We start from the raw sequence: 26,493 nt of genomic DNA, 5'->3' as shown, positions 1-26,493 counted from the left end.
GGGCGGAGCCCGAGGGATACATACGGGCTGGGTGGGTGGGAGAACCACCGCGAACACGGCGACGGCCGGGGCGGGCGGAGCCCGAGTGGATACATACGGGCTGGGTGGGTGGGAGAACCACCCCAATGATGTGCCGAGCGGACCTCGGAGAGCGGGCGAAGTCTGGCGTGGCCAGGGCTGGGGGTCTGGGCGAAGTATGCCGGTGTGGTTGGGTGGATCGTTGGCCGGTGGAGGGGGCCGCACGATCTAAGCTTGGGTGGCGTGACTGAGATCGTGCTGGCTTCCGCGTCTCCGGCTCGGCTGGGTGTGCTGCGTGATGCGGGACTCGACCCCAAGGTGATCGTCAGCGGTGTGGATGAGGACGCGATCGTCGCGGCCACTCCCAATGATCTCTGCCTGGCTCTCGCTCAGGCGAAAGCCCGTGTCGTAGCCGATGGTCTCACCGGCGACATTCTTGTCATCGGTTGTGACTCGGTTCTGGAATTCGATGGTGTGGCATATGGAAAACCGGATTCCGCGGACGAAGCCGTGGCACGGTGGATCGCCATGCGGGGTCGATCCGGCCACCTGCTGACCGGCCACTGCGTAATCCACACGACCTCCGGCCGTACCGCATCGGCCGTCGGCTCAACCGAGATCCGCTTCGGCACACCCACCGATGCCGAAATCGCCGCCTACGTCGCCAGCGGCGAACCCATGAAGGTCGCCGGCGCATTCACACTCGACGGCCTCGGCGGCTGGTTCATCGACGGCATCGTCGGCGACCACGGCAACGTGCTGGGCATATCCCTGCCTCTCCTCCGTCGCCTATTCACCGATCTGGGTTTCCCCATCACACCTTTCTGGCAAGGCCCAGCCTCCTGATCCTCTCGTGACCTCAGCGAAAGTCCAGGCACCCGCTTGGACGCCTACAGTCCCTTCCGGCGACGGAACATTGGGGCGGGTCGCCCGCCGACGCCAGAGCTTCCGCCGCGCGCCCATCTGAGGCCGTCATTTCCGGCCAGAATGCCGCCAACCCCTGACCCCGCATCGTTGGCTTGAGCCGTTGGAACGAGCCGTCGCGGTGGGGGAGCGGACACGCTAGCCTGCCGGGCATGAGTGGCATAGGGCAACCGGTTCGGCGTGGCGTAGGCGGGTTCGCGGACGGGGTGGGGTTCTTTCTGAAAGGGCTGGGCTGGTGCGCCCGTCGTCCCGGCTGGTGGTTGTTCGGCCTGATTCCGGCTCTGATCGCGTTCGTGCTGTACGTGGTGGCGCTGATCTGGCTCGCCACGAATGCCGGCGACATCGCCGCGTGGATTACCCCGTTCGCCGATGACTGGGGCTGGAGGGGCCTCTTCCGCACCCTGATCGGAATTCTCATCTTCGTAGTCGGCCTCGGACTGTCCATCATCACGTTCACCGCCGTCACGCTCGCCATCGGCGAACCCTTCTACGAGAAACTCTCGGAGAAGGTCGAAGAGGACTTCGGCGCGGTGCCCGGCGACGACCTGCCTTTCTGGCGCTCGCTGTTCCGCTCCATCCGCGACAGCCTCATGACGCTCGTCTACGTTCTGATGTTCACGATCCCCTTGTTCATTCTCGGATTCGTCCCCGTGATCGGCCAGACGATCGTCCCCGTCCTCGGCGCCCTCGTCTCAGGCTTCTTCCTGACCGTAGAACTCACCGCCCTCGCCATGGAACGCCGCGGCCTCCACCGCAAGGACCGCTTCGCCATCCTCCGCAACAACAAGGGCTCCGCCCTCGGCTTCGGCGTAGCCATCTTCCTCACCTTCCTGATCCCCTTCGCCGCCGTCATCGCCATGCCCGGCGCCGTAGCGGGCGCCACCCTCATGGTCCGCGTACGCCTAACACCCTCAACCCTGGTGCCCTAACACTCGAAACATCCGTCGCACGGATTCATTTGGGCTTCGTACCCACGGCTGCCATCACGCGTTGTGGCATGCCAACGGTGGGATGGCCTGGTGCAACTGCCGACAGCGGTGCTTAGCGTGCGAGCGTTTGCTTTGGCGGATCTCGTCGGCGGTGAGCGCGATCAGGTCTCAGCCGTCAACGGTCATGAACTATGGCTGCCGTACTTGCAGGGCAACGGGTGCGGCAGGTTTCCAATGCCGCGCTCTCATGCGCGCGGCACGAAGAGATAGGCCGCCGCGCGCGGTGTGATGTCCTCGTCGTAGCCGCCGGTGATCAGCACTCGGCCATCTCGCAAAATGGTCGCCGTGCCGACCAGGCGTGTCGCGTCCAGCGACCCGGCGACCGGGTGGAACCGCCCGTTGTAGATCTCCGGAATCCGCGCTCCGCCCGCGATCAGAATCCGGCCATCGGTCAGCGGCACAAGCGAGCCATCGAACTTGTAGCGTGGCTCGATCATCGGCGGCAGCTCACGGAACCTTCCAGTGTCTGGGCTGTACAGTTCGGCCACGTTGAGCAGGTTGTCGCGATCACCGTCGCCAGGAACCGAGCCGCCCGCCACCAATACGGCCCCGTCCTCCGTCACCGCCGCACCCAGTTTCCGGCGCGCGGTCTCCATCCGCCCCGTGACGCGCCACCTGAACGTGTCAGGGTCGAAGATCTCAGCGCTCGTGCTAACGGGATCCCCGCCGACCACGAAGATCCGACCGTCCCGCAGCGTCACCGCCGTGCCTCCGCTTCGCGGCGTCGCGGTCGGGGCAGGGGCGAACCGTCCGGTCTGCGGATCATAGATCTCCGCGCTGCCGAGGATTCGCCCGCCGGACCCCGTACCACCCGTGATCATCACACGCCCATCCGGCAGCGACGCTGCCACGTGCCCGCCCCGACCTTCTGCCATGGAGCCCGTCGGCCGGAATGCCCCCGATCCAGGATCGAACACTTCGGCGCTGCTCACCGGATCCCTGCCCTCGCCGGGCCACCCGCCGACGATGAGCACACCGCCATCCGGCAGGCGAGTGGCGGTATGCCCGGTCCTGGCTGATCCCATTTCCGGCCCTGCCACGAAGATGCCACGCTCGGGCTCGAAGAACTCCGACCGCCGACCTCGCTCGCTGTCCCCGCAGCCGTGGGCGGTGCACCCTCCCGCCAGGAGGACCCGCCCATCTCGCAGCAGGGTGGCCGTATGCGCGGCCCGCGGGATCCCCGCGTCCCCCACCGATCGCAGCATCGTGCCCGCTGGGTTGGCGCTCGGCCGGGTTCCGTCTGTCTCCCGTGAGCTGGCCGTGGAACAGCCGGCGAATACGAGCACAACGCCGATCGCGTACATCCATCTCATGCTCGGATATACACCGCTACTTGCCCCCGGGTTTCCGCCGCTTGGTACGGCGGCCATAGCTCGTGATCCAGCCCTCCTCCATGATCGTCTGACGACGGATGTGAGCTGGGGGCGGTGGTGATACCAGCGGGCTCGGGCCTGGTGACGGCGCCGCCAGGTGATCCAGCGTAGGTCGAGGGTGCGTCGGCAGGCGAGTGCGTTGGACGCTGCTTGTTCATACGTCTCGTTAGCCGTGGGATTTGAGGACGGTCTCTATCCGGTGCTGTAGTTCTTGCAGGTCGTTGATGGCTCTGGTCAATGGTTGAGACCAGGCTTCGGCCTGTTCTGGTGAGGCTTCTTTTTCGAAGCCTTCGGTGGCGGCGATTAGGGCGGGGATGTCGCCGAGTGTCGCCACGAGATTGTCCATGTGCCGGGTGGGTCCGGGTGAGTCTTCGTAACCCTGGGGTTGGGGTGGGTGCGCCTTTGGTGTGAATGGTGGGTGCGCCGCTGCTGATGGATTGATCGCTTGTGGTGCGGGCGGATGGGATGGCGGGGCGGGGCGGAAGGGAGGAAGGGGAGGTGGTGAAGGGCGGGATTCCGGGATGCGGAGGGTTTCTGAGTGGGGTGAGGTTGTGGGGGCGCGGAGGCCGCTGAGCTGGCCCAGGCGGTTGGATTCTTGGGGGCTTGTGGGTGTGGGGATGGTTGGTGGCGGGGCGGTGGGGCGGTGGTCGTGCTGGCGGGGGATGTGGGTGATGGCGAGGGTGCCCATGACGTGGGCCGCGTCGATCTGGCGATTGACGTGGTTCTTGGTGAAGCCCCAGCGTTCGCGGCAGTAGTCCTCGAAGCGGGGGTGGGTGGCGCGGTGGAGACGCCCGGCGCGGATGCGGGAGAGAGCGTGGCCGACGTCGACGAATGTGGTGAGGCCGTGTTCGATCGCGTTCTCGGCTTCGGCGAGGGCGAGTTGCTCTTCGGGGCTCAGCTCGTCCGGCTCCGGTTGTACGGGCGGCGGGGCCGGACCGTCCGCGAGAAGTTTGAGGATCTGGCCATGGCAGGGGCCGTGAGTGCACCAGCAGGCCAGCGCCTTGCCGCGGAGTTCGCCGAGCCGTACGAGCAAATCGGGGCGGGCATTGAGGTGAACCTCAAAACGGCGTAGCTGCTCGCCGCGCAGAGCGTCATCTTTCTCGTGCGGGTTGGCCCACACGCTCCGGGAATCGATCCGGATATACAGGGATTGGGACTTGGCCCAGGCGATCAGGCGCGGGTGGCCTCGCCGCTGGTTCATGCTGACGAGGACGGTCTCGCCGCCGAGCAGGGCGGTCAGCCTGGATCGCTCATGATCGGACCAATCCTCGACGGATGGGGGAGCCACGGATCGACTGTCGCGCATGCCCATAAACAGTGCTCTGCCCAGTAACCGGCCTCGCTTCAACGCGCGGGCCTCTTTGCCGGATTATGATCTTCGCTCTCCGCGAACACATGGCTGCTGGCGAGACGAAATAACACAAATACCACCTGTATCACTGTGAAGTCGGTTCGTTATGTACCGAGCACATCCTTCCGGGCAGACCTGCATTTCATGCTCCGGTGTACTCAAATCGCAGTCGAGTGATATCAGACGGTCGAGTTTCTCGCTTGGTTCATGCGGCAAACGTGAAGATCATGCACAGGCGTTTTTTCCTGGGTGGGCTGTGACCTGCGGGAATGTGAATCACAAGGGCACAATTGCAACAGGTTCAGGTTGGCTGTCCACAGAATTGAGTTCGGCTTCTGGGCGTGAGCGCCGGGGCGGAATAGTTCGGGCATGAGTTCAGCGAACCCGAGACTCCGGTTGTCGTCGCCGACCGACATCCTGGCCGCCGTGCCGTTTCTGATCGGCTTCTATCCCGAGCGCAGCCTGGTCGTGATCGGATTGATCGGGTCGGCTGTGCGGGTGACCACGCGCTGGGATCTCCCCGCGGAACCCGGCGCCCTCGACGGACTCCTGCCGCTGCTCAAGCGCGAACAGGTCACCACGGTCATCCTCATCGGGTACGGCCCGGGATCTCTCGTGACCGCCGGGGTAGACGAGGCCACCCGCCTGTTGCGCGCGGGGGGCATCAAGATCACCGAGTCCCTGCGTGCCGCCGACGGCCGCTATTGGTCGTATGTGTGCCAGCGCGTGGCCTGCTGTCCGCCCGAGGGGGTGGTGTATGACGCCATGGCGAGTCCGATCGCGGCCGAGGCGGTGGTGCAGGGCTTGGTCGCCCTCCCGAACCGCCGCAGCCTGGAACGCTCGGTCGCGCCATACCAAGGCAAGGCCCGCGTCTCGATGGACCGCGCGACCGACCATGCGATCACCTCCATCCGGATCGCCCTGGCCAGAGGAAAACCCGCGGACATCGTGGCCGACGGAATAGCCCGCGTCCGAACCGCGATCGACGTATACGCGCGCGGCGACCGCCTCAACGACGACGACGCCGCCCGCCTGGGCCTCGATCTGGCGATAATCCGCGTGCGAGACGAAGCATGGACACTGATCGACGACCGCGCCGCACACCTCACCCTCTGGCGCGACCTGACCCGCCGCCTGAACCCCCGTCACGCCGCCCCCGCGGCCTCCCTCCTGGCAGCCACCGCCTGGCGCAACGGCGACTGCGCCCTCGCCACCCTGGCCCTCGACCGAGCCCTCACCGCAGACCCCCGCTACACAATGGCAGTCCTCCTCTCCCGCGCCATCCGCAACCTGCTCCCCCCAAACGTCCTCCGAGAACGTATGCCCACCCCCGAAGACCTGGACCGAGAAATGGGCACCCCCACCATGAAATGGCTCTCCCCCCTCCTCACCCTCCTCGAGGAACCATCCACCCTCGCGAGCTAGGGAAGTGCCGGGGGAACGTTGTTATGGGCACGAACGGGGCTCACTGCGGGTCGAGTGTGGGAGACGTTGTTGCGGCTAGTGCGGTGACCACTTAGGTTCACCGGGCCTCGACACGCCGTACGGCTTCCGGGCCTTTGATCGTGTTTGCCTCCACTGTCGGTACCAGTCATTGGCACCCACGGGCATGTCCTCCGTGACGCACCGAACGCCATCCTCACGCCGCACATCGCCTGGCGCTCGACGACATCGCTCGGAGCGCTGCAGGACGGTGCCGTCTCACGCGCACGCTGGGCACTCGCGGGCGAGCCGCTCATCGACCTTGTCCGACAGTGAACGCCTCCCCGCAGGGTCTGGCTCATGTTCTGACTGACCATGGTGTCGCCCAAGAGGGTCACTCTGATATTTTGGATCCATGATTAGTTATTTCGTATCCATAAATCTGAGTGTCGGACCCGATGCGGCGCTCTGAGGAGGCTCATGAACAGCGACATCAAGGCAGTGGTCGTCGGCGGGGGCATTCTCGGCTCGAGCGTCGCATTGCACTTGTTACGCGCGGGTGTGAAGAACTGCACGTTGTTGGAGCGCGACCGCGTCGCTCAGGCGACCTCGGCGGCGGGAGCCGGCTTCATCGACCATTGGGCTGCGGGTTCTTCCGACGACACCGGCTCGGAGGAGAACGCGCTAGCGGATTATGCGATCGACTTCTACCGTCACCTCAACGCCGCGCGCTCGGAGTCCCCGTACCGGCAGCGGGGCATCCTCTGGATGGCCGCAACCGAGCAGGACTGGACATACGTGGAGAAGCGCCTCACGGAGGGGCCTGCCGACGCCCGTGCGATCGAACCCGTGCAGATCGAAGCGATGACCAGGGGAGTAGTCAAGGCGTCGGGGGTATACCGCGGCGTCCTGCGTCCGAGGAGTGCCCAGATATCGGCTGAGCGGGCAACGCGAGCACTGGGCGCCCTCTTCACGGCCGAGGGCGGACACCTCGCCGAAAGGACCCCCGTCGTGAAGATCCTCGAGGAGGGCGGACGCATCACTGGCGTGGTGACCCCGCACGGCCGGATCGACGCGGACATCGTCGTGCTCGCCGCGGGAGCATGGACCAATCACCTACTCGAGCCGCTCGGACAGTTCCTTCAGGTCGCACCTCTCGTCGTGTCGCGTATCGTCACCGAACCCCTCGATCTTCCCGGGGACCTGCCGCTTCTCTTCATCAGAGGGCACGCATCGGGACTACCGAAGTCGGTGTGGGCGCGCGAGGAGGACGGCCGGCTCCTGTTCGGTACCGTCTACGAGACGCCCGCACGGTATTCATTTGCGGACGGTGAGGTTCCGGACCGTCTCGATCAGGTCGATCTCGACGGTGTGCTGGAAGTGCAACGTGGTGCCCGGGTTCTCGCCGATGCGATTCCGGCGTTCGCCCGGTATCGCAACTTCCGCGTGAAGCACGGCGCGCCGGGCTTCACGCCTGACGGTCGAGCCATCGTCGGGGAACTTCCCGGTGTCCGAAACCTGTACGTCGTCGCGGGTTGTAACGAACAGGGAGTCACCCACGGCCCTGGATTCGGGCGGGTCGTGGCGGAGCAGATCACCGCGGGCAAGAGCGACCTCGCCGACATCAGTGTGTGGCGTCCGGACCGGTTCAAGAACAAGTTGACCTCGGCACGTGAGGTGGTCGCCGCCTTGTGACCGCATCGCTCCATCGGGGCGTCCGCCCGTCAGGCCTGGCAGGCCCTCAGCATCGCGAAGGATCTTGCGCTAGGCGGGCGGCGCGGGCGGTGAGGTAGTCGCGTTCGGGGATGTTCGTGGTGTGGTTCGCGGCTGTGCGGTAGTCCTCGATGGCGCCGGGGAGGTCGCCGGCCATTTCGCGGAGGTGGGCTCGGGCGGTGTGGAAGCGGTGGTGGTCGGCGAGGCGGCCGTCGGCGTCGAGTGTTTTGAGGATGTCGAGGCCGGTGGAGGGGCCGAGGACCATGGCGGCGGCGACGGCGCGGTTGAGCGTGACCATGGGGTTGTCCGACATGCGTTCCAGCAGGCCGTAGAGGGCCATGATCTGTGGCCAGTCGGTTTGGTCGGCGGTGGTGGCTTCGTCGTGGAGTGCGGCGATCGCGGCTTGGAGTTGGTAGGGGCCGACCGCGCCCTTGGCCAGGGTGGTGGTGATGAGCGTGACTCCTTCGGTGATCGCGTCGGAGTCCCATTTGCTGCGGTCTTGTTCGGTCAGGGGGATGGGGGTGCCGTGCGGGCCGGTGCGGGCGGCGCGGCGGGCGTCGGTGAGGAGCATGAGGGCGAGCAGGCCGGCGATTTCGCATTCATCCGGGAGCAGGGCGTGGATCATCCGGGTCAGCCGGATCGCCTCGCGGGCGAGTTCGACGCGGTGGAGGTCGGGGCCGGTGGTGCTGGCGTAGCCCTCGTTGAAGGTCAGGTAGAGGACGTGAAGCACCGAGCTGAGCCTGCGTGCGCGTTCATGTGGGGCGGGCATTCCGAACGGGACGCCGGATGTTTTGATGCGCTGCTTGGCCCGGCTGATCCGCTGCGCCATCGTCGCCTCGGGCACCATGAACGCTTTGGCGATCTGGGCTGTGGTCAGACCGCCTACCGAGCGCAGGGTGAGGGCGATCGCGGAGGCGGGTGTGAGCGCGGGATGACAGCAGAGGAACAGCATGCTCAGCGTGTCGTCCTGGTCCGAGGCGTACGCGTCGTCGGCGGCGGGCGCGGACCGCAGTTCCGGCGGGGTTCGCGCGGCGACCAGTTCCTCCCGGCGACGGCGGGCCTGCTCGTTGCGGACCTGCTCGGTCATCCGGCGGAACGCGACCTGAATGAGCCAGCCACGCGGATTGCCGGGCAGTCCCTCCTTCGGCCATTGGGCGGCGGCGTCGAGGAGGGCTTCCTGCACGGCGTCCTCGGCCGTGTCGAAGTCTCCCGTACGCCGGGTGAGCACGCCGACGACCTGCGGCGCGAGTTCGCGCAGCAGGTCATCGATGGCCCGATCATCCAGCGTTGCCGACTCCTCGGACGGACATCATTCGGCGTGCCTCAAAGCGCTGACGCCTCCTCGAAGAGATATCGCTTGGCGTGCCTCGAAGCGCGACAGCTTCTCGGACGGACATCACTTGGCGTATCTCAAAGCATTGACGGCTTTCTCGGACGGATATCGCGTGGCGTGCCTCAGAGCGTTGACAGTTCCTCGGGTGGGGCGGACATCACCTGGCGAACCTCGATCGGCATGCTCAGCGGCTTGCCGCCCGGTCCAGGTGCGGCCGAGACGAACGCGGCGAGTTCGAACGCCCGCTCCTGGCTTTCGCAGTCCACGATCCAGTAGCCGACCAGGAACTCCTTCGTCTCAGGATAGGGACCGTCGGTGACCACGGGGATCCCGCTGTCGCCTGCCCGCACCGTCCTGGCCTGGTCGGGCATCGCCAGGCCCTGCGCGTCCACGAGTTCCCCCGAAGCGGTGAACTTCTCGGTCACGCCATGCATGAACTCGACGTGCGCCAGGACATCTTCCGGCGGCCACGTGCTGATCGGCGGGAACTCGGCTTGCTGCCCGAACTGCATGAGCATCATGTACTTCATCTCGGCTCCTTCAGTGCTCGCGCCCTACTCGGCGCTTCCACGTGTAGGTAGAAGCAGGCCACCACGTTCTCTACATCCTCCCGAGCATCCGGGACAAAACTCAACATGATGCCGGAGGGCGGTCGGCCAAGGGGGCGAGGCGAGCCAGGCGACGGCGGCCACGGGCGGCGGAGAGGCCCAGGTGACGGCCATGCGCGGTTACCGGCACCGGCGGCGCCGGGGGCGTTGGAGAAGGCCTGCGCGGACCCGGCGGACGACGGCGGTCACGGCCGGGTGAGAGGCCCCGGGTGAGGGGCCTGGGCGGAGGCCGAAGCGATGGCGGGCAAGGTGCCGGACAAGGCGGTGGACAAAGCGGAGGCTCGGGTGCGGAGCCCAGGTGATGGTGGTGGTGCGTGGTCTGGTGTTGGGGGCGGCCGAAGCGTGGTCTGGGAGAAATTGGTGTCCGCTAATGCGGGGGGAGTGTGGCCGTAATTGGTGTTGGTGTCCGGAAAGGGTTGACGTTGGATGGGTGGGTTGTTGGGAGAGCGAATGTCGGTGTGAGGTGGGTTGGTTGGTGGGAGGTCAGTCGGCTTCGGCTTGGCGGCGGCGTTCGTTGTAGGCGCGCATGCGGGCGGGGTAGCCCGTGAGTTGCACGTCGTACACGGGGAGTGCGAGGTCGCGGGCGACCTTCTTGATGACTGCGGGGGAGCCGACTCTGCGGCGGGTCCATTCGCCGTCGTGCGCGATCGCGACGGCGGTGGTGTCGGTCGCGAAGGTTTCCGGCTCGACGTAGAACTCGACGCCCCTTCGGGACTTGGCGAACTCGATCAGAGCCTCGATGTCCTGATCGGTTGCCTCGCGGTCGAATTTGGCGACCTTGGGGCCGCGATTGCGCCTAAGGCCGTAGCGGTCACGCCATCTCATACCCCTTATATACCGGTCCTGAGCGAAAGCCGGTGACAATGAGGGCGCTCCCGGGGTTACGTGGGGGACATCCCGGATGGACCGCGGCCTTGTCTCGATCGAATATGAGTAGGCGAGAGCCCACGTCATCGCGGTGGCGAGGCAGACTCGAAGTGTAAGTGGTCGCGCGTACCCGCACGGCTGCTCGGATCGACGGAAGGTAAGGCTTTTGATGCCGGCGGCAGCGACACCACCGTGGCCGGGCGGCGCGCCCGCGCCGCACCCCCAGCTCCGAGTGACCAACGATGATCGAGACCAGGTGGTCGAGCACGTCAAGGCCGCGTACGCGGAGGGGCGTCTCGACAAGGACGAGATGGACGAGCGCCTCCACCTCGCCATGACGGCCAGAACCCACGCCGACCTCATGCCGATCATGACCGACCTGTACGGCTCCCGCCCCCCGTACATCCCGCCGCCACCTTCCCTGACGCCGGTGCACGCAACCCAGCTACCGCGCCCCGTGGCCCGGGACGCGGCGGACCGTGTGGTGGGCTCGGCCGCCCACCTGATCAGCCTGACCGGCCTGTTCATCGTCGGCCCGCTGATCATTCTTCTCACGGCCGGCAAGTCGTCCCCCTACGTCCGCAGACACGCCGTCGAAGCCCTGAACTTCCATCTGACCGTCCTCGGGGCGACCTTCCTGCTTCCGATCACCGTCATCGGAATCGTCCTGATCCCGGTGATCTGGGTGCTTGGGTTTGCTCTGTCCGTCATCGGCGGCGTCTCCGCGCTGGCCGAGGGCGACTTCCGCTACCCCTTCACGCTCCGGCTGATCAAGTAGCCACCACCGCGCACCCCCCAGGCGGTGGTGGCCACCACTCGATGAGGGTCAGAATCCGATTTCGCTGCGGATCAGGATGGCCGTCCCGCGATCAGGCATCTCGCGCTCGAATATCAGGATTTTTCCCAGGAACGACGGCTGGCCGTACACCTCCTGGATGCGCACCCACTCCCGGGGCAGGGAGTATGTCCGGATGCGGCGTAGCGCGGTGTCCAGGTCCGTGACCACCTTCTGCGCGCCGACCACCCAGATGGCCTGCCGCGCCCCGGCCGCGTACGAGGCGAGCTGGCTGCCGCTCGCGGACGCGGCCACCATGATCCCGTCCTCGGTGACGGCGTGCACGCTGCCGACTACGACATCGGGCGTGGCGCCCATCCTGATCTGCGCGGCGATGTCCAGCTCCGCCAGCTGGGCGCGTACCGAACGGAACCGCCCCGACTCGTCGAGGTCCGCCGCGATCCCCGCGGTCCGCAGCGTCTCGCTCGACGCCGTGAACACCTCCTTGTCGGCCGGCACGAGCGTGCTCACCAGCGCCCTGGCGTCTTCCGGACCGTCCACGACATGGACGGCATATCCGCGCTCCCGAAGGCCCTTCGCCGCCCGCTCCAGCTGATCTTCCGCCGCGGGTACGGCGAACGCCTCATCCAGCGGTGGCGCTTCCATGACTTGGTTACTTTTTGTCATGAACCCCATCATCGGTAAGTATGGCTTAACGTGGGAGATCGCACTTTTTTCTGCGTCAGTTACCTGAAGGGAAGCGTCCATGCTTGAGTACGACGAGCGGACTTGCCTGGTCAGGCAGATCTTGGACCGAGTCGGCGACAAGTGGACGCTCAACGTCATCCATCACTTGGCCGATGGCCAGAAACGCTTCATGGAACTCCAGCGTGAGATCCCGGGTATCAGCCAGCGCATGCTCACGGTCACGCTGCGCGGGCTGGAGGAGGACGGGCTGGTCGAGCGCACGATCCACCCCGTGGTCCCGCCCCGGGTGGACTACGAGCTCACCCCGCTGGGACGCACCCTCCTGGACACGGTCTGCCAGCTGATGGACTGGACGCTCGCCCATCTGGACGACATCGAGGCCGCCCGCGCCGCGTACGCGGCGCGCGAGAACTCGCTCAAACGCCTGTCAGAACATGCGGACCCTGGGCCGGCTCAGGCGCCCGAGATCAGTCGTCGAGGACCTCGTAGCGCACGCGCATGATGCCCGTGTGCAGGTCGCCGATGGCGTCGTAGGCGGCGCGCGAAAGGTCCAGGCACAAGCCGTTGCCCCACGGCCCCCGGTCGTTGATCCGGACCACGACGGACTTGCCGCTGGCGGGGTTGATCACCCTGACCTTGCTGTGCATCGGGATGGATCGGTGGGCGGCGGTCAGCGCATTGGGATTGAAGCGCTCGCCACTGGCCGTGGTCTGCTCCTCGTGGTAGAAGGCCGCCCTGCAACTGCCGGACGAGACCACCCGCGCGTTCGACTCCGAAGCTGTCGGACTCGCCGACGGCTCCGCGCGAACCGACGCCTCCTCGCTCGGCTCAGCGCCGGCACGCGCGGAATTCGGGTCAGCGCCGGCGTCCGAGGAGTTCGGCTCCGCGCTCGAACTGGGCGCGGTTGGTTCCGTACTCGCCCTGGGGGAACTCGGTTCGGTGCTTGAACCCGCGGACGTCGGTTCACCGGCCTGCGACTGAGCCGACCCGGCCCCCGATGCCGCGCCCGGCTTCTCCGGCGACCGCACCGGCGAATGAACCCCCGCCGTAGACGTGGCAGCGGGCGCGGACCGGGCCATCCTGGCAACGTCAAGCTCGGGCTCCCTGGTCACCGACCACGCCGTCACGGCGGCGGCGGTGACGCTACCGGTGACGACCACCGCCACCACGATCCGACGCGCGGGAGAACTCTTACCGGGGGAGGAATGCCGGCCCAACGAAACCACAGTCCTTGATCGGGAGGGAAACAGGACAACAACGACTACCCAATCCCATAACGGGCCATTGGACATCTTTACGGAACATATGCGACAAATCGCCCATATGTGTATTGATGTGACCCATCTCACAGCGCCCCAGGGTGCGAGCCTAGAGCGCCGATCATGAACTGAACTGCCAAATATAACGAATTCGCATAGATCGTTAAGTCGCTGATCAGGGCAAAAGCGCCTGAACCATCCCGATCGTGTCGGCTTCCTCCGCACGCTTATCCGGCCGATACCGGAGCACCCGCGCGAACCGCAACGCCAATCCTCCGGGATACCGCGTCGACCGCTGCACGCCATCAAAGGCGATTTCCACCACCATCACCGGCTTGACGGTGACCGCCCACCCATCGGTGGGCCCATCCGCCAGCCGCAGGAACTGCTCGGTCTGCCACGCGAGCAGCTCATCGGTCAGCCCCTTGAACGTCTTCCCGAGCATGACATATCCGCCGGTCTCCGGATCCAGCGCACCCAGATGGAGATTGGACAGCTTCCCCTCCCGCCGCCCATGCCCCCACTCGACCGCCAGCACCACCAGATCCATCGTGTGCCGAGGCTTGACCTTGATCCACCCGGCCCCCCGCCGCCCCGCCGCATAGGCCGTCTGCCGCGCCTTCACGACCACCCCCTCATGCCCCCGCCGCACCGCGTCCGCGAAGAACGCCTCCCCCTCCTCCGCGTCCCCTGTCACCAGCCGCGGCGCGATCAACTCCGCCGGTACGGCTCCCGCCAGCGCCGCATGCCGCTCCGTGTCCGGCAGATCCAGCAGATCCACCCCATCCACCCGCAACGCGTCAAAGAAGAACACACTCAACGGCACCTCCCGCGGCCCGACCTTCGTCGCCACCCGCGCGGCCGTCACCTGGAACGGCTCCGGCCACCCGTCCGCCCGCAGCGCGATGACCTCCCCGTCCAGCACCAGATCCGTACGCTCCAGCCCCAGCATGGCCTCAACCAGCTCGGGCACCTGCGCCGTGATGTCATCCAGCGTCCGCGTGAACACCCCGACCTGATCGCCCGACCGGTGCGCCTGCACCCGTACCCCGTCCAGCTTCCACTCCACGGCCGCCGGCCCGCCGATCTTCTCCAGCGCGGCCGTGACCGTCGGCGCGCTCTGCGCCAGCATGGGCGCGACCGGACGCCCGACCTCCAGATGGAAGCCGCGCAGCGCGTCCACCCCACCGGCCAGCGCCGCCGCCCCCACGGCGGGCAGCCAGCCGCGCAACATGAGCGCCCGCCGCACCTCGGCCGACGGCACCTCAGCCGCCTTGGCGATGGCCTCGATCATCACCCCGTCGAGCGCGCCCTGCCGCAGCTCCCCGGTCAGCAGCCGCCCCAGAAAGGTCTGCTCCGGCCGCGTGGCCGCCCCGAACAGCTCGGCGACCAGCTGCTTGCGCGCCGCCTGCGAGCCCTGCCCCGACTGGGCCTTGATGCGTTCGAGCAGCGCGTCGATCTGGGTCAGCGTGGCCGTGGCGGCCAGCCGGGGCTCGGGCAGCTCCTGCAGGGTCCGCCAGCCCACGCCGATCTGCCGCTGCGGCAGCTCCCCGGACAGGTACGCGATGGCGATCTCAGCCTCGTCAGGCCCGACCCTGCCCAGCAACTCGGCCAGGTGCCTGATCTTGGCCAGGCGGGCCGACTCGGCGGCCACCGCGGCGGAGGTCCTGGCAAGATCGATCAGCAACACAGGGTAATCCTGCCCTAGTCCGCTGTAATGCCGCCAGTTCCCGGCATGACACAGCCCCCGGCGGCGGGCCGGGGGCTGGATTCGCCAGGGTCAGCCGACGTCGAGCAGGTCCACAACGAAGATCAAAGTCTCTCCGGGCTTGATCGCGCGACCGGCGCCCCGGTTGCCGTAGCCCAGGTGGGGCGGGATGGTGAGGCGGCGGCGCCCGCCGACCTTCATGCCGGCGACGCCCTTGTCCCAGCCCGCGATGACCTGGCCACCGCCGAGCGGGAACTGGAAGGCCTGGCCGCGGTTCCACGACGCGTCGAACTCTTCGCCGCTCGAGAACGCGACCCCGACATAATGCACACTCACGGTCTGCCCGGGCTTGGCCTCGGCGCCGTTGCCCTCGACCAGGTCGACGATCTCCAGGTCGGAGGGCGGGTTGCCCTCGGGGAAGTCGATCTCGGGCCTTTCGAGTGCCACGTGGGTCTCCTTGTTCCAGCGCGCCTCTCGGTTGCCAGGCGGCGAAGCCGCCCGCGTCCGGCAGAGGTGGCGCGCCCCCGTGCCGGCGGCCGATCGTGTTCCGACCGACCAGCCGACTCTATCGGGCGCCACTGGATCACCGGCGGCTTCCCCTCATCACCAGCTCTGGTGCAGCGGCATGCCCTCGGTGTAACCCGACGAGCTCTGTACGCCCACCACCGCCCGCTCATGGAATTCCGCCAGGCTGGCCGCCCCCGCGTACGTGCACGCGGACCGCAACCCGGCCACGATCTCGTCGATCTGATCTTCCACCGAGGGCCGGACCGGATCCAGATACATCCGCGAGGTCGAGATGCCCTCCTCGAACAGCGCCTTACGCGCCCGTTCGAACGGCGTGTCCTCCGCCGTACGCAACCGGACGGCACGAGCCGACGCCATTCCGAAATTTTCCTTGTATTTCCGCCCATCGGCGGAGGTACGGGTGTCCCCAGGCGACTCGTACGTCCCGGCGAACCACGAGCCGATCATGACGTTGGACGCCCCGGCCGCCAGCGCGAGGGCGACGTCACGCGGATGCCGTACCCCGCCGTCGGCCCAGATGTGGCGATTCAACCGGCGGGCCTCGGCGGCGCACTCCAGCACGGCGGAGAACTGCGGGCGCCCGACGCCCGTCATCATCCGGGTCGTGCACATCGCGCCGGGCCCGACCCCGACCTTGACGATGTCGGCCCCGGCCTCGACCAGATCCCGGACCCCGGCCGCGGTGACCACGTTGCCCGCCACGATCGGCACCCCGGGCGACAGCGCCCGCACCGCGACGAGCGCGGCCAGCATCTTCTCCTGGTGCCCGTGCGCCGTGTCGACGACGAGCGTGTCGGCGCCCGCGTCGAGCAACTCCTTCGCCTTCGCGGCGACATCGCCGTTGATCCCGACGGCCGCCGCGACCCGGAGACGCCCCGAGGGATCCAGCGCGGGCTGGTAGAGGGTGGCCCGCAGTGCCCCCGTACGGGTGAGGATGCCGACCAGGCGCCCCTCCCCGTCGACCACGGGAGCCAGCCGGTGCCGGCCCTCGTGCAGCGCGCCGAAGGCGGTCTGGGGGTCGACGCCCTGCGGGAGCGTCTGCGGGGATTCGGTCATGACCTGGGAGAGCTGGGTGAACATGTCCACGCCCTGGCAGTCCGCCTCGGTCACGACCCCGATCGGCCGGTTGTCCCAGTCGACCACGATGACCGCGCCGTGTGACCGTTTGGGCAGTAGGTTGAGCGCGTCTCCCACGGTGTCGTGCGGGGTGAGCGTGATCGGCGTGTCATGAATGAGATCGCGTCCTTTAACCCATTCGATGACGTTCGCCACCACATCTATGGGAATGTCCTGCGGGATCACGGTCAGCCCGCCGCGCCTGGCCACGGTCTCCGCCATCCGGCGGCCGGCCACCGCGGTCATGTTGGCGACGACCACGGGAATGGTGGTGCCCGTTCCGTCATGGGAGGAAAGATCCACGGTAAGTCTCGACCCGATGTCCGACCTGGACGGGACCATGAACACATCGCTGTAGGTCAAGTCATACGGCGGAGTTATGTCGTTGAGAAATCGCACGTTATGAACATTCCCTGCGTTCCAGCACGGTATGTAAGGATGACGCCGATCAGTTCAGTCGAATGGGGGACGATCTGTGATCATTGTTGACCGGCCCGAGCTGCTCGTCGTCGGCCACGTCGTGCGGACCACGAACGCGGCCGAGGCCGACCCGGGGCGCGCGCAGCTGCCGGCGCTCTGGGCCCGCGCGGGCGCGAAGGGCGCGTTCGCGCACGTGCCGGGACGTTCCGACGAGAACGTGTATGCAGTACTCACCGACTACGAGAACGACCACAACGGCGCGTACACCCAGATCGTCGGCGTCGCCGTGCACACCGCCGCCCGGCTGCCCGAGGGCATGGTCGCCGTCCGGGTGCCGGGCGTGCCCTGCATGCACCTGGAGGTACGCGGCCCGCTGGCGCAGACCCTGCTGGAGGCCTGGCAGTACCTCTGGAAGCACACCGAGTCCGGCGCGTCTCCCGCCCGGGCCTTCACCACCGACGTGGAGGTCCATCACCCGGCGGGCGCGGACCTCTATGTCGCCGTGCGGCCCTCTTACGCGGAGACTCAGTCGTCGTAGTTCCACAGCGGTTCGGGGATCTCGAAGCCCACCGGCTCGCCCCATTGGTTGCGATAGCTCACCTCATGCACCGGCCGCCTGGGCGCGACACCCCAGCGACCGGTCGGGTAGCCAAAGGTGACGGTGCACGCCAGCTGCCAGCCCTTACCCTCCGGCACACCGAGGATCCGCATCGCCTCTTCTCCGTGGAACAGCCCGAGCACGGTCGTCAGCGCACTCCCGACACCGAACGCCCGCGCCGCCAGCTGCGCGCTCCACACCGACGGGAAGATCGACCCCCCGGACGGGTCGTTGCGGGTGAACGCGACCAGCATCAGCGGGTACGCCTCGAAATGGTCCGCGAGATGCTGCGCCGACTTGAGGACACTGAGCGCCTGCGGATCCCCCTTCTCCCGCATCGGCTTGTAATGCGTCTCGAACAGCACCCCGAGCGCCTGCCGGTACAGCGGCCCGAGTTCGGCCTTTACCGCCGGATCGTCCAGCAGCAGGAACCGCCAGCCCTGCGTGTTGCCGCCGCTCGGGCCGCGCACGGCCGCGTCCAGGATGCGTTCCTGCACATCAGCCGGGATCGCGTCCGGTTTGACCCGGCGCATCGCCCGGGTGGTGTAGAGGGCTTCGAAGATGTCCATTAAGCGAGGACTCCAAGGTCGCGAAGAGATTTGGCGGTTTCGTCGTCCAGGCCCCAGGAGGTGAGGTCCCGCAACCTCGTCGCGGGGGCCAGGTCGCTGGGGGGTGCGCCGAGCAGGCGGGGGGCGGGCGCGGGCTGGGTGACTCCCGCGATCTCAATGAATGTGCCCCTGGTGCGGTTGTGCGGGTGCTCCGGAGCCTCGGCCAGCTCCAGTACGGGCGAGACGCACGCGTCCGACCCCGCGAACACCGCTTCCCAGTCCGCCCGGGTCCGGGTCGCGAACACGGCGGCCAGGCGGTCCCGGATCACCGGCCAGTTCGCCTGGTCATCCCGGTCCGGCAGGTCGGTGAGGCCGAGCTTGCCGAGCATCTCGGCCCAGAACTGCGGCTCCAGGGCTCCGACCGCGAGGTGCTTTCCGTCCGCCGTCTCGTACGTGTCGTACATGGGCGCCCCCGTGTCCAGCAGGTTCGTGCCACGCGCACCCCAGAATCCGGTCTGGGACGCCTGGTAGAACATCGCCAGCAGCAGCGCCGCGCCGTCCACCATGGCGGCGTCGATCACCCGGCCCCGGCCGGTGCGCCCGCGCTCGATGAGGGCGAGCAGCACGCCGTACGCGAGCATGAGGCCGCCGCCCGCGAAGTCGCCGAGGATGTTGATCGGCGGGGTGGGCTTGTCCCCGGCGCGGCCCAGCGCGGACAGCGCACCGGAGATCGCGATGTAGTCGATGTCGTGGCCCGCCGTGGCGGCGAGCGGACCGTCCTGGCCCCAGCCGGTCATCCGGCCGTAGATCAGGCGCTCGTTCACCGCGTGCAGGTCGGCGGGGCCGATGCCGAGGCGTTCGGCGACGCCGGGGCGGAACACCTCGATGACCACGTCCGCGCTCGCGGCCAGGCGTTTGAACGCGGTGACGCCGTCGGCGGACTTCAGATCGAGGCCGATGGATCGTTTGCCCCGATCCATCACGTTTGGATGCGGCGCGTCGGTGACCGCTTTGACCCGGTCCACCCGGAGTACTTCCGCGCCGTGGTCGGCCAGCATCATGCCCGCGAACGGCCCGGGAGCCAGCCCGGCCAGTTCCAGCACGCGTATCCCGGCCAACGGTCCGCTCATCTCGGCTCCCATACCTAGAACAATATTCGGAACCGGCCTTCGCGGCACCGCCTGGGGGTGGCCGGTATGGGAGAATTACCGCCTCTTACTGTGCGGCCAAGGGGGCACTGATGGAGGGGGAACGGCTGGTCGCGGGGCGCTACCAGCTCAAGCGGAAGCTCGGGCAGGGCGCGATGGGCGTGGTGTGGGAGGGGCACGACACGCTGCTGGATCGGCCGGTCGCGGTCAAGGAGGTCATGCTGCCGCTCGGCCTGCCGCCAGGCGATCTGGAACGCCAGCTTCTGCGGACCGGGCGCGAGGCCAGGACCGCCGCCCGGCTCAGCCACCGCAGCATCGTCGCGATCTACGACGTGGCGGAGGAGGACGGCCGCCCGTGGATCGTGATGGAACTCGTCCGCGCGCCCTCGCTGGAGCAGCTCGTCCGGGAACAGGGCTCGCTGCCGGTGCGGGAGGTGGCCGCGATCGGGCGGCAGATCCTGTCCGCGCTGGCCACCGCGCACGCCGCCGGGGTGCTGCACCGGGACGTCAAACCGGCCAACATCCTGGTCACGCCGGAGGGCCGGGCGGTTCTCACCGACTTCGGCATCGCCACCACCGAGCACGAGACGAACCTGCCGGTGGTCGGGATGATCACCGGGTCGCCCGCGTTCCTCGCGCCGGAGCGCGCCGAGGCGCTCGAGTTCGGGCCGCCCTCCGACCTGTGGTCGCTCGGGGCGACGCTGTATGCGGCCGTGCTCGGCAAGTCGCCCTTCGACCGGGGGACCATGATCGCCACGGTGGCGGCGGTGCTGACCGAGGAACCCGACTTCGGGCGGCTCCATCCCGCCCTGCATCCGGCGCTGTCGGCGCTGCTCAAGCGGGATCCCGCCGAGCGGGCCAGCGTGGCCGAGGCCGAGCGCCTGCTGTCCCTGGTCGACGGCGGGCCGCCCCGCGAGCCGGGGAGCCGGTGGCGGAGCCGTACCTGGCTGGTCGCGGTCGCGGCCGTCGCGATGGTCGCGGTCATCGGGACCGCCGCCTGGTCGATGATGTCCCTCGACCCGCCGGCGGCTCCGGTCATCGTGTCTCCGTCTCCGTCTCCGTCACCGGAGCCGAGCGTCACTCCCACCCGCGTGTCCTCCTTCAAGCGGTACGCCTCCCCGGCTGGCTGGACGATCGGCTACCCGCGCACCTGGACCGGCTCCCGCGCCGAGGCGTTCACCGAGTGGCTGAGCCGCGACGGCGGCAGCCACCTCGGCGTGGAGGAGGTCGTCCCGCACGCGGCCCAGCGCGAGATGATCGCCGAGATCGAGGCCATCCGCGCCCGCGACGCCCGCGACTACCGCCGCGTGCGCCTCGACCGCGTCTCCTGGTCCTACGGCGGCGCCGTCGAATGGGAGTCCACCTTCACCCCGGTGGACACCGCGAGCAGCCCCTGGCTCACTGCCGGCGTCGGCTACCGCGAACTCACCCGCCTGCTGACGGTCGGCGACCGCGCGTTCCTGATCACCTGGACGTCGGAGGAGGCGCGCTGGGCCGCCCAGACGGAAGCGATGACCAAGGTTCTGGACAGCTTCCGGCCAAGGTGATCCACAGCGGGAATAGGCCGGGAGAGTCGAGGGTTCTCCCATGTCGGAGTGGGAACAACTGTCAACGCACGCCCAACGAACCGACAGTTTTCTCGGGTTTAACGTGTCGAGTCTGGTCTGGGTTGTTTTAGGGGGATAGCGTTCCTCTAGAGACGATCTCTACTATCCTGGGGGTGGTGTCATGCCCGAGCGCACGACCAGTATGACCACCCATCGGAGAGCGGTCGAGCAGATCCGCGACTCCTATGCCGCGATCCCCGACGACGCGGCCCCGCGCCTGGCCAAGGCCACCACGAACCTGTTCCGGTTCCGCGAGCCCGCCAAGGTCGCCAAGCTCTCCGCCCGCGACCTCGACCAGGTCATCCACGTCGACCCGGACACCCGCACCGCGGAAGTCCAGGGCATGACGACCTACGAGAACCTGGTCGACGCCACCCTGCCGCACGGGCTGATGCCGTTCGTGGTGCCGCAGCTGAAGACGATCACGCTGGGGGGCGCGGTCACCGGGCTCGGCATCGAGTCCAGCTCGTTCAGGGACGGCCTGCCGCACGAGTCGGTGGAGGAGCTGGAGATCCTCACCGGCGACGGCCGGATCGTGGTCGCCCGCGCCGACAACGAGTTCAGCGACCTGTTCCACGCCTTCCCCAACTCCTACGGCACGCTCGGCTACGCGCTCCGCATCAAGATCAAGCTGGCCCCCGTGCAGCCGTTCGTGCGCCTCACCCACGTGCGGTTCACCGACGCCGACAAGTGCATGCTGGCCATGCAGGAGATCTGCGAGACCCGGGAGCACGACGGCGACCCGATCGACTTCATCGACGGCACCTTCTTCGGCCCCGACGAGATGTACATCACGCTCGGCCGGTTCGCCGAGCGCGCGCCGTACGCGTCGGATTACACCGGGATGCGGATCTACTACCAGTCGATGCGCAGCCGTACCCGCGACTGGCTCACCATCCGCGACTACCTGTGGCGCTGGGACACCGACTGGTTCTGGTGCTCGCGCGCCTTCGGCGTGCAGCAGCCCCTGGTGCGGTCCATCACCCCGCGCCGCTGGCTGCGCTCCGACGTCTACCGCAAGCTGGTCGGCCTCGACCAGCGCTACGGCATCACCGCCAGGATCGACCGCTGGCGCGACAACCCGATGCACGAGTCGGTCATCCAGGACGTGGAGGTCCCGGTCGAGCGGGGCGCCGAGTTCCTGGAGTTCTTCCACAGCCAGGTGGGCATGACGCCGCTCTGGATGTGCCCCCTGAAAGCCACCAGAGACTGGAGCCTCTACCCGCTGGACTCCGGGCGGCTCTACGTGAACTTCGGTTTCTGGGGGATGGTGGCCCTGCCGAGAGGACGGCAGGACGGCTACTACAACCGTCTGATCGAACGCGCCGTGCACGAACTGGAGGGCCACAAGTCCCTCTATTCGACCTCCTTCTATGCTCGAGAGGAGTTCTGGCGCTTCTACAACGGAGACGCCTACTGGCCGGTCAAACGTGCGTACGACCCCGGTGGACGTTTGCTCGACCTGTATGAGAAATGTGTACGGGGAAGGTGATGACACATGAATCTCGCCGAGATCTTTGAACGGGTTGTCGGATCTGGGGCCGGCATCGAGTTCTCCGCGTACGACGGCAGCAAAGCCGGCCCATCCGGCGCGGACATCCGCCTCGAGGTGAAGTCGCCGATGGCGGTCGCCTACCTGGCCCAGGCCCCGGGTGAGCTCGGCATGGCCCGGGCCTACATCTCCGGCCATCTGGACGTGCAGGGCGACATGTACCAGCTGCTCGACCGGATGTGGTCGTTAACGATCAACGACCTCCCGACGTCTGAGAAAATCGCCGCCATCCGGGCGCTCGGCGTCAAGCCGCTGCTGACCCGGGTCCCGCTGCCCGCCCAGGAGGTCCGCCGCTCGGCGATGGCCCGCCTCGGCAGCCGGCACGCCAAGCAGCGCGACGCCGAGGCGATCCACCACCACTACGACGTCTCCAACCGCTTCTACGAGTGGGTGCTCGGGCCGTCGATGGCGTACACCTGCGCGACCTATCCCACCCCTGACGCCACGCTCGAACAGGCCCAGCACACCAAGTTCGACCTGGTCGCCAGGAAGCTCGACCTCAAGCCCGGCATGCGCCTGCTGGACGTGGGCTGCGGCTGGGGCAGCATGGTCCGCCACGCCGCCCGCGAGTACGGCGTGAAGGCGCTCGGCGTCACCCTCAGCCGCCAGCAGGCCGAATGGGCGCAGAAGGCCATCGCCGAGGAAGGCCTCGGCGAGCTCGCCGAAGTGCGTTTCCTGGACTACCGCGACGTCGCCGAATCCGACTTCGACGTGATCAGCTCCATCGGCCTCACCGAGCACATCGGCCGAGACCAGCTCGCCAACTACTTCAGTTTCCTCCACAGCAAGCTCAAGCCCGGCGGGCGCCTGCTCAACCACTGCATCACCCGCCCGACCGGCAAGGAGAAGACGATCAACAAGGGCGGTTTCATCAACCGCTACGTCTTCCCCGACGGCGAGCTGGAGTCGGTCGGCACCCTCATCCGGGAGATGGAGGACACCGGATTCGAGATCCGCCACGAGGAGAACCTGCGCGAACACTACGCGCTGACCCTCCGCGACTGGTGCCACAACCTGGACGACCACTGGGACGAAGCCGTCCGCGAAGTCGGCCAGGGCACCGCCCGCGTATGGCGCCTCTACATGGCCGGCTGCATCGTCGGCTTCGAACGCAACAAAATCCAACTCCACCAGGTCCTAGGCGTCCGCCTGGACGACGAGGGCGCCTCTTACGTCCCCCTCCGCCCGTCCCTCGACTGGCCCTGATATTTTCCGGGTACGGCTCCCGCGTCGTCACACGCGGGAGCCTCCATTGCGGGTCAGCCATGCGTCCCGCCATTCGGCGCTGCTTCGCCGCTCGTCAATGATCAGAACTGGCGGCGCCGGGGGCGGTGACCCCCGGCGGCCTGAAAGGTTGTTGGGTGTGCCCGTAGAGACAAGCACCAGCCGATATTTCGACGATTTACGGTCATAGGTTCTCTATTCGAGGGAGACCTGGAGGAGTCGGTCTCCTTCGCCGTTGGTGGTGCTGAGCCACAAGGTGTTGGCGTTTGGGACCTTCTCTACGGCGCGCAGTCTGCCGTGGACGCCCTGGAAGTAGGCTGATGCCTCGCCGGCGTCGGTGCCGTTCAGGGGGATGCGCCACAGGCGTTGGCCGCGCATCGCGGCCAGGTAGACCGTGTCACTGACGATGGCCATGCCGCTGGGGGAGGCCGTGTCGGGGGTCCAGGTTTTCTTCGGGTTGGTCATGCCTTCGGTGGTGCACTCGCCCTCGCAGGTGGGCCAGCCGTAGTTCTTGCCCGCTTCGATGAGGTTGAGTTCGTCCCAGTTGATGTTGCCGAGTTCGCTGGCCCACAGGCGTCCGGCCGAGTCCCAGGCCAGGCCCTGGGGGTTGCGGTGGCCGAGGGAGTAGACGGGGGTGCCGGAGGGGTTGTCCGGTGCGGCGGCGCCCTCCCGGGTGATGCGGAGGATCTTGCCGTTGAGGGAGGCCGGGTCCTGGGCCAGGCTGGGTTGCTGGGCGTCTCCGGTGGTGACGTAGAGGAAGCCGTCGGGGCCGAACCTGATCCGGCCGCCGTTGTGGGAACGGTTCTTGCGGATGCCGGTCAGGACGGTGCGGTAGTCGGTGAGGGCGGTGCCGTCGAAGCTCATCCGGGCGACGCGGTTGCCCTCGGCCGCTGTGTGCATGACGTATATGTCACGATCTGTGGTGCCGTTCCAGGTGGACGGGATGGCGATGCCCATCAGGCCGCCCTCGCCGTCGGTGGTGACGGTCTCCGGAACCGCGCCGACCTCGGTGCGCTGGCCTTCCGCGGTGACTTTGTAGATCTTGAAATCGTCGCGCTGGGTGACGAGGGCGTAGTCGCCGGACGGCGTCCAGGCGATGTCCCACGGGATGGTCCAGCCTTCCGACAGCGTCGCCGCCTGCTGCGGCACGCTCTCGGCGCAGGCCGCCGTGGTGAAGGTCTGGGTGCCGCTCGGCTCGGAGGTGTTCCCGGCCGCGTCCTCGGCCACCACGTGCACGGTGTACGGCGTCGCGCAGGTCAGGCCGGTGACGGTGACGCTGGTGGCGCCGGTTGTGGCCAGGACGTTCTCCGCCTCGTCGCGGACCAGGTAGGAGACGGGGTCGCCGGTGGACGCCTGCCAGGCCAGGTCGACGGTGGTGGCCGTGACGTTGGACTGGGTCAGTTCGGCCGGGGCGCTCGGGGGTTCGGTGTCCTCGGCTTCGGTGGTGGCGCATTCGACCAGCGGGCTGCTGTCGGAGACGTTTCCGGCCGCGTCCTTGGCGACGACGGTGAGCTGGTAGGTGGTGGCCGGGGTGAGGCCGACGATGAGGACCGGGGGAGCGGTCGCCTCGGCGATGGTCGTGCCGCCGTCGAAGATGTCGTAGCCGGTGACTTCGACGTTGTCGGTGGAGACCGGCCAGTCGAGGCTCAGCTGGGTGGGGCCGATGTCCTGGCAGACGGGCTGACCGGGCGCGGTCGGAATCTCGGTGTCGCCACCGGGCGGCGGACATTCACCGGGCGGAGTGGGCGATTCAACCGGAGGTGTTTCGACCGGGGGCGTTTCCCCAGGAGGCGTCTCGCCTGGAGGTGTTTCACCCGGGGGCGTCTCGCTTGGAGGCGTCTCAGCCGGAGGAGTTTCGGCGGGAGGAGTTTCTGCCGGAGGTGTCTCGGCCGGGGGTGTTTCCGCTGGTGGCGTCTCGACTGGGGGAGACGATTCGACCGGGGGCGAGCCGAGGAGTGAGGGAGTTTGTGATTCTCCCGGTGGGGTTTCTCCTGGCGGGGTCTCGGCCGGAGGTGTTTCCGCTGGGGGCGTTTCGACCGGCGGGGTTATCGTCGGGCATTCCGTCGGAGGCGGGGTTTCGGATGGCGGGGGCGTTTCGGTGGGAGGCGGTGTTTCGGTGGGAGGCGGTGTTTCGGTCGGGGGTGCCGTCAGAGTGCGGACTTCCAGGTGATCCAGGTGCGGGTTCCCCCGCCGGGACGTCGAGGTGACCCGGATGGTGTTCTCGCCCTGGACGAGCGTCGTCCGGAACGACACCGTCCGCCAGAAGCGCCACCAGCGCGTCCCCGGGAACCGCTGGTCCTCGGCCACGGTCTGCCCGTTCACCGAGATGTCCGAACGCCCGTTGCGCCGGTTCGTGTTCGCGTACCGGATCAGGATCTTCGCCGGTCCGGCCGTCTCGGCCGTGACCGACCATTCGACGTAACTCCCGGCCCGGTTGGACCCGTTGACGTATCCCTCGCCGGTATATCCCCGCCGGGCCTTCTCGACCCGGCCCTGGACGATCGTGGCGGATTCCGCTTCGTACCTGGTGCCTCGCTGGAACGGTGTCGCTGCGCCGGCGTTCGCAGCCGGTGCTGCGGTGACCAGAAGTCCCGCGACGAGCACTAACGCACCGGTGATCGCATGGCCTCGCATGGCGTGTCTCCCCGGAAACATGGATGGCGGCTGACCGTACCCGCGCCCCCTACCCGCATTGTTTCCGGGG

23 protein-coding genes are annotated in these 26,493 nt (G+C 67.7%); 10 read left to right on the top strand and 13 right to left on the bottom strand.

The window, feature by feature from the left end:
• Nucleotides 1-261 precede the first annotated feature (261 nt).
• Together ABGB08_RS40070 and ABGB08_RS40065 are read left to right on the top strand one after the other, a co-directional pair.
• On the top strand, nt 262-864 hold the full coding sequence (locus ABGB08_RS40070) for a nucleoside triphosphate pyrophosphatase (RefSeq protein ID WP_347601663.1): 603 nt from the start codon (nt 262-264) through the stop codon (nt 862-864).
• Nucleotides 865-1,094: 230 nt separating this feature from the next.
• Complete coding sequence (locus tag ABGB08_RS40065; protein WP_347601661.1) at nt 1,095-1,871, top strand: EI24 domain-containing protein; 777 nt, start codon at nt 1,095-1,097, stop codon at nt 1,869-1,871.
• A 245-nt stretch (nt 1,872-2,116) separates the two neighbouring features.
• On the opposite strand, the gene ABGB08_RS40060 is transcribed toward ABGB08_RS40065, so the two are convergent.
• Together ABGB08_RS40060 and ABGB08_RS40055 are read right to left on the bottom strand one after the other, a co-directional pair.
• Entirely contained in the window at nt 2,117-3,136 is a 1,020-nt protein-coding gene (locus tag ABGB08_RS40060) for a kelch repeat-containing protein (RefSeq protein WP_347601659.1), read from the bottom strand.
• Nucleotides 3,137-3,470: 334 nt separating this feature from the next.
• On the bottom strand, nt 3,471-4,592 hold the full coding sequence (locus ABGB08_RS40055) for a DUF4326 domain-containing protein (protein ID WP_347601657.1): 1,122 nt from the start codon (nt 4,590-4,592) through the stop codon (nt 3,471-3,473).
• A 432-nt stretch (nt 4,593-5,024) separates the two neighbouring features.
• Between ABGB08_RS40055 and ABGB08_RS40050 the strand changes: the two genes are divergently transcribed.
• A complete protein-coding gene (locus ABGB08_RS40050) occupies nt 5,025-6,080 on the top strand; it encodes a DUF4192 domain-containing protein (protein WP_347601655.1) in 1,056 nt (351 codons plus the stop codon).
• 477 nt (nt 6,081-6,557) lie between these two features.
• Nucleotides 6,558-7,772, top strand: coding sequence for an FAD-binding oxidoreductase (locus ABGB08_RS40045; protein ID WP_347601653.1), 1,215 nt, complete (start codon nt 6,558-6,560; stop codon nt 7,770-7,772).
• A 46-nt stretch (nt 7,773-7,818) separates the two neighbouring features.
• Here ABGB08_RS40045 and ABGB08_RS40040 read toward each other — a convergent pair whose 3' ends face one another.
• The 3 genes from ABGB08_RS40040 to ABGB08_RS40030 form a co-directional block, all read right to left on the bottom strand.
• Entirely contained in the window at nt 7,819-9,075 is a 1,257-nt protein-coding gene (locus ABGB08_RS40040; protein ID WP_347601665.1) for an RNA polymerase sigma factor, read from the bottom strand.
• 170 nt (nt 9,076-9,245) lie between these two features.
• Entirely contained in the window at nt 9,246-9,653 is a 408-nt protein-coding gene (locus tag ABGB08_RS40035; protein WP_347601651.1) for a YciI family protein, read from the bottom strand.
• 561 nt (nt 9,654-10,214) lie between these two features.
• Nucleotides 10,215-10,556: a hypothetical protein gene (locus ABGB08_RS40030; RefSeq protein WP_155350990.1), complete on the bottom strand. Its 342-nt coding sequence runs from the start codon at nt 10,554-10,556 to the stop codon at nt 10,215-10,217.
• Nucleotides 10,557-10,767: 211 nt separating this feature from the next.
• Here ABGB08_RS40030 and ABGB08_RS40025 point away from each other — a divergent pair, with 211 nt between their 5' ends.
• Nucleotides 10,768-11,376 carry a DUF1707 and DUF4870 domain-containing protein gene (locus tag ABGB08_RS40025; RefSeq protein WP_347601649.1) on the top strand — a complete coding sequence of 203 codons (609 nt, stop codon included), beginning with the start codon at nt 10,768-10,770 and terminating at the stop codon, nt 11,374-11,376.
• Nucleotides 11,377-11,424: 48 nt separating this feature from the next.
• On the opposite strand, the gene ABGB08_RS40020 is transcribed toward ABGB08_RS40025, so the two are convergent.
• A complete protein-coding gene (locus tag ABGB08_RS40020) occupies nt 11,425-12,060 on the bottom strand; it encodes an LUD domain-containing protein (protein WP_347601647.1) in 636 nt (211 codons plus the stop codon).
• A 79-nt stretch (nt 12,061-12,139) separates the two neighbouring features.
• Here ABGB08_RS40020 and ABGB08_RS40015 point away from each other — a divergent pair, with 79 nt between their 5' ends.
• Nucleotides 12,140-12,583 carry a helix-turn-helix domain-containing protein gene (locus ABGB08_RS40015; protein ID WP_347601645.1) on the top strand — a complete coding sequence of 148 codons (444 nt, stop codon included), beginning with the start codon at nt 12,140-12,142 and terminating at the stop codon, nt 12,581-12,583.
• On the opposite strand, the gene ABGB08_RS40010 is transcribed toward ABGB08_RS40015, so the two are convergent.
• From ABGB08_RS40010 to ABGB08_RS39995, 4 genes are all read right to left on the bottom strand, one after another.
• Nucleotides 12,549-13,241, bottom strand: coding sequence for a septal ring lytic transglycosylase RlpA family protein (locus tag ABGB08_RS40010; protein WP_347601643.1), 693 nt, complete (start codon nt 13,239-13,241; stop codon nt 12,549-12,551). The genes ABGB08_RS40015 and ABGB08_RS40010 overlap by 35 nt on opposite strands.
• Before the next feature lie 274 nt (nt 13,242-13,515).
• Nucleotides 13,516-15,030 carry an ATP-dependent DNA ligase gene (locus ABGB08_RS40005; RefSeq protein ID WP_347601641.1) on the bottom strand — a complete coding sequence of 505 codons (1,515 nt, stop codon included), beginning with the start codon at nt 15,028-15,030 and terminating at the stop codon, nt 13,516-13,518.
• Nucleotides 15,031-15,120: 90 nt separating this feature from the next.
• Nucleotides 15,121-15,495: an FKBP-type peptidyl-prolyl cis-trans isomerase gene (locus ABGB08_RS40000; RefSeq protein WP_155360616.1), complete on the bottom strand. Its 375-nt coding sequence runs from the start codon at nt 15,493-15,495 to the stop codon at nt 15,121-15,123.
• Between the two features lie 156 nt (nt 15,496-15,651).
• A complete protein-coding gene (locus ABGB08_RS39995) occupies nt 15,652-17,091 on the bottom strand; it encodes a GuaB1 family IMP dehydrogenase-related protein (RefSeq protein ID WP_155360615.1) in 1,440 nt (479 codons plus the stop codon).
• A 76-nt stretch (nt 17,092-17,167) separates the two neighbouring features.
• Between ABGB08_RS39995 and ABGB08_RS39990 the strand changes: the two genes are divergently transcribed.
• Nucleotides 17,168-17,650: a GyrI-like domain-containing protein gene (locus ABGB08_RS39990; RefSeq protein WP_347601638.1), complete on the top strand. Its 483-nt coding sequence runs from the start codon at nt 17,168-17,170 to the stop codon at nt 17,648-17,650.
• Here the strand turns inward: ABGB08_RS39990 and ABGB08_RS39985 are convergent.
• Both ABGB08_RS39985 and ABGB08_RS39980 read right to left on the bottom strand, forming a co-directional pair.
• Nucleotides 17,638-18,279, bottom strand: coding sequence for a nitroreductase family protein (locus ABGB08_RS39985; RefSeq protein ID WP_347601636.1), 642 nt, complete (start codon nt 18,277-18,279; stop codon nt 17,638-17,640). The two genes, ABGB08_RS39990 and ABGB08_RS39985, sit on opposite strands and share 13 nt — an antisense overlap.
• Complete coding sequence (locus tag ABGB08_RS39980; RefSeq protein WP_347601634.1) at nt 18,279-19,388, bottom strand: CaiB/BaiF CoA-transferase family protein; 1,110 nt, start codon at nt 19,386-19,388, stop codon at nt 18,279-18,281. Before ABGB08_RS39980 ends, ABGB08_RS39985 begins: the two co-directional genes overlap by 1 nt.
• A 110-nt stretch (nt 19,389-19,498) precedes the next feature.
• Between ABGB08_RS39980 and ABGB08_RS39975 the strand changes: the two genes are divergently transcribed.
• The 3 genes from ABGB08_RS39975 (at nt 19,499) to ABGB08_RS39965 (ending at nt 23,771) form a co-directional block, all read left to right on the top strand.
• Nucleotides 19,499-20,953 carry a serine/threonine-protein kinase gene (locus ABGB08_RS39975; RefSeq protein WP_347601632.1) on the top strand — a complete coding sequence of 485 codons (1,455 nt, stop codon included), beginning with the start codon at nt 19,499-19,501 and terminating at the stop codon, nt 20,951-20,953.
• A gap of 181 nt (nt 20,954-21,134) precedes the next feature.
• Complete coding sequence (locus ABGB08_RS39970; protein ID WP_347601630.1) at nt 21,135-22,505, top strand: FAD-binding oxidoreductase; 1,371 nt, start codon at nt 21,135-21,137, stop codon at nt 22,503-22,505.
• A 6-nt stretch (nt 22,506-22,511) separates the two neighbouring features.
• Nucleotides 22,512-23,771 carry a class I SAM-dependent methyltransferase gene (locus ABGB08_RS39965; RefSeq protein WP_347601628.1) on the top strand — a complete coding sequence of 420 codons (1,260 nt, stop codon included), beginning with the start codon at nt 22,512-22,514 and terminating at the stop codon, nt 23,769-23,771.
• A 213-nt stretch (nt 23,772-23,984) separates the two neighbouring features.
• On the opposite strand, the gene ABGB08_RS39960 is transcribed toward ABGB08_RS39965, so the two are convergent.
• Nucleotides 23,985-26,423 carry a PQQ-dependent sugar dehydrogenase gene (locus tag ABGB08_RS39960; protein WP_347601627.1) on the bottom strand — a complete coding sequence of 813 codons (2,439 nt, stop codon included), beginning with the start codon at nt 26,421-26,423 and terminating at the stop codon, nt 23,985-23,987.
• Nucleotides 26,424-26,493: the final 70 nt, after the last annotated feature.

The organism is Acrocarpospora sp. B8E8, from assembly GCF_039871605.1.
GTDB lineage: Bacteria > Actinomycetota > Actinomycetes > Streptosporangiales > Streptosporangiaceae > Acrocarpospora > Acrocarpospora macrocephala.
The sequence above is the reverse complement of the archived record's forward strand: the minus strand, read 5'-3'. Positions and strand labels throughout refer to the sequence as shown.

Excerpts from the sequence above, each read along its gene's own strand:
- ABGB08_RS40065 (WP_347601661.1), top strand. The coding sequence starts at position 1,095 with ATGAGTGGCATAGGGCAACCGGTTCGGCGTGGCGTAGGCGGGTTCGCG.
- ABGB08_RS40060 (WP_347601659.1), bottom strand. The coding sequence starts at position 3,136 with ATGCTGCGATCGGTGGGGGACGCGGGGATCCCGCGGGCCGCGCATACG.
- ABGB08_RS40050 (WP_347601655.1), top strand. The coding sequence starts at position 5,025 with ATGAGTTCAGCGAACCCGAGACTCCGGTTGTCGTCGCCGACCGACATC.
- ABGB08_RS40045 (WP_347601653.1), top strand. The coding sequence starts at position 6,558 with ATGAACAGCGACATCAAGGCAGTGGTCGTCGGCGGGGGCATTCTCGGC.
- ABGB08_RS40035 (WP_347601651.1), bottom strand. The coding sequence starts at position 9,653 with ATGAAGTACATGATGCTCATGCAGTTCGGGCAGCAAGCCGAGTTCCCG.
- ABGB08_RS40030 (WP_155350990.1), bottom strand. The coding sequence starts at position 10,556 with ATGAGATGGCGTGACCGCTACGGCCTTAGGCGCAATCGCGGCCCCAAG.
- ABGB08_RS40025 (WP_347601649.1), top strand. The coding sequence starts at position 10,768 with ATGCCGGCGGCAGCGACACCACCGTGGCCGGGCGGCGCGCCCGCGCCG.
- ABGB08_RS40020 (WP_347601647.1), bottom strand. The coding sequence starts at position 12,060 with ATGACAAAAAGTAACCAAGTCATGGAAGCGCCACCGCTGGATGAGGCG.
- ABGB08_RS40015 (WP_347601645.1), top strand. The coding sequence starts at position 12,140 with ATGCTTGAGTACGACGAGCGGACTTGCCTGGTCAGGCAGATCTTGGAC.
- ABGB08_RS39985 (WP_347601636.1), bottom strand. The coding sequence starts at position 18,279 with ATGGACATCTTCGAAGCCCTCTACACCACCCGGGCGATGCGCCGGGTC.
- ABGB08_RS39980 (WP_347601634.1), bottom strand. The coding sequence starts at position 19,388 with ATGAGCGGACCGTTGGCCGGGATACGCGTGCTGGAACTGGCCGGGCTG.
- ABGB08_RS39975 (WP_347601632.1), top strand. The coding sequence starts at position 19,499 with ATGGAGGGGGAACGGCTGGTCGCGGGGCGCTACCAGCTCAAGCGGAAG.
- ABGB08_RS39970 (WP_347601630.1), top strand. The coding sequence starts at position 21,135 with ATGCCCGAGCGCACGACCAGTATGACCACCCATCGGAGAGCGGTCGAG.
- ABGB08_RS39965 (WP_347601628.1), top strand. The coding sequence starts at position 22,512 with ATGAATCTCGCCGAGATCTTTGAACGGGTTGTCGGATCTGGGGCCGGC.
- ABGB08_RS39960 (WP_347601627.1), bottom strand. The coding sequence starts at position 26,423 with ATGCGAGGCCATGCGATCACCGGTGCGTTAGTGCTCGTCGCGGGACTT.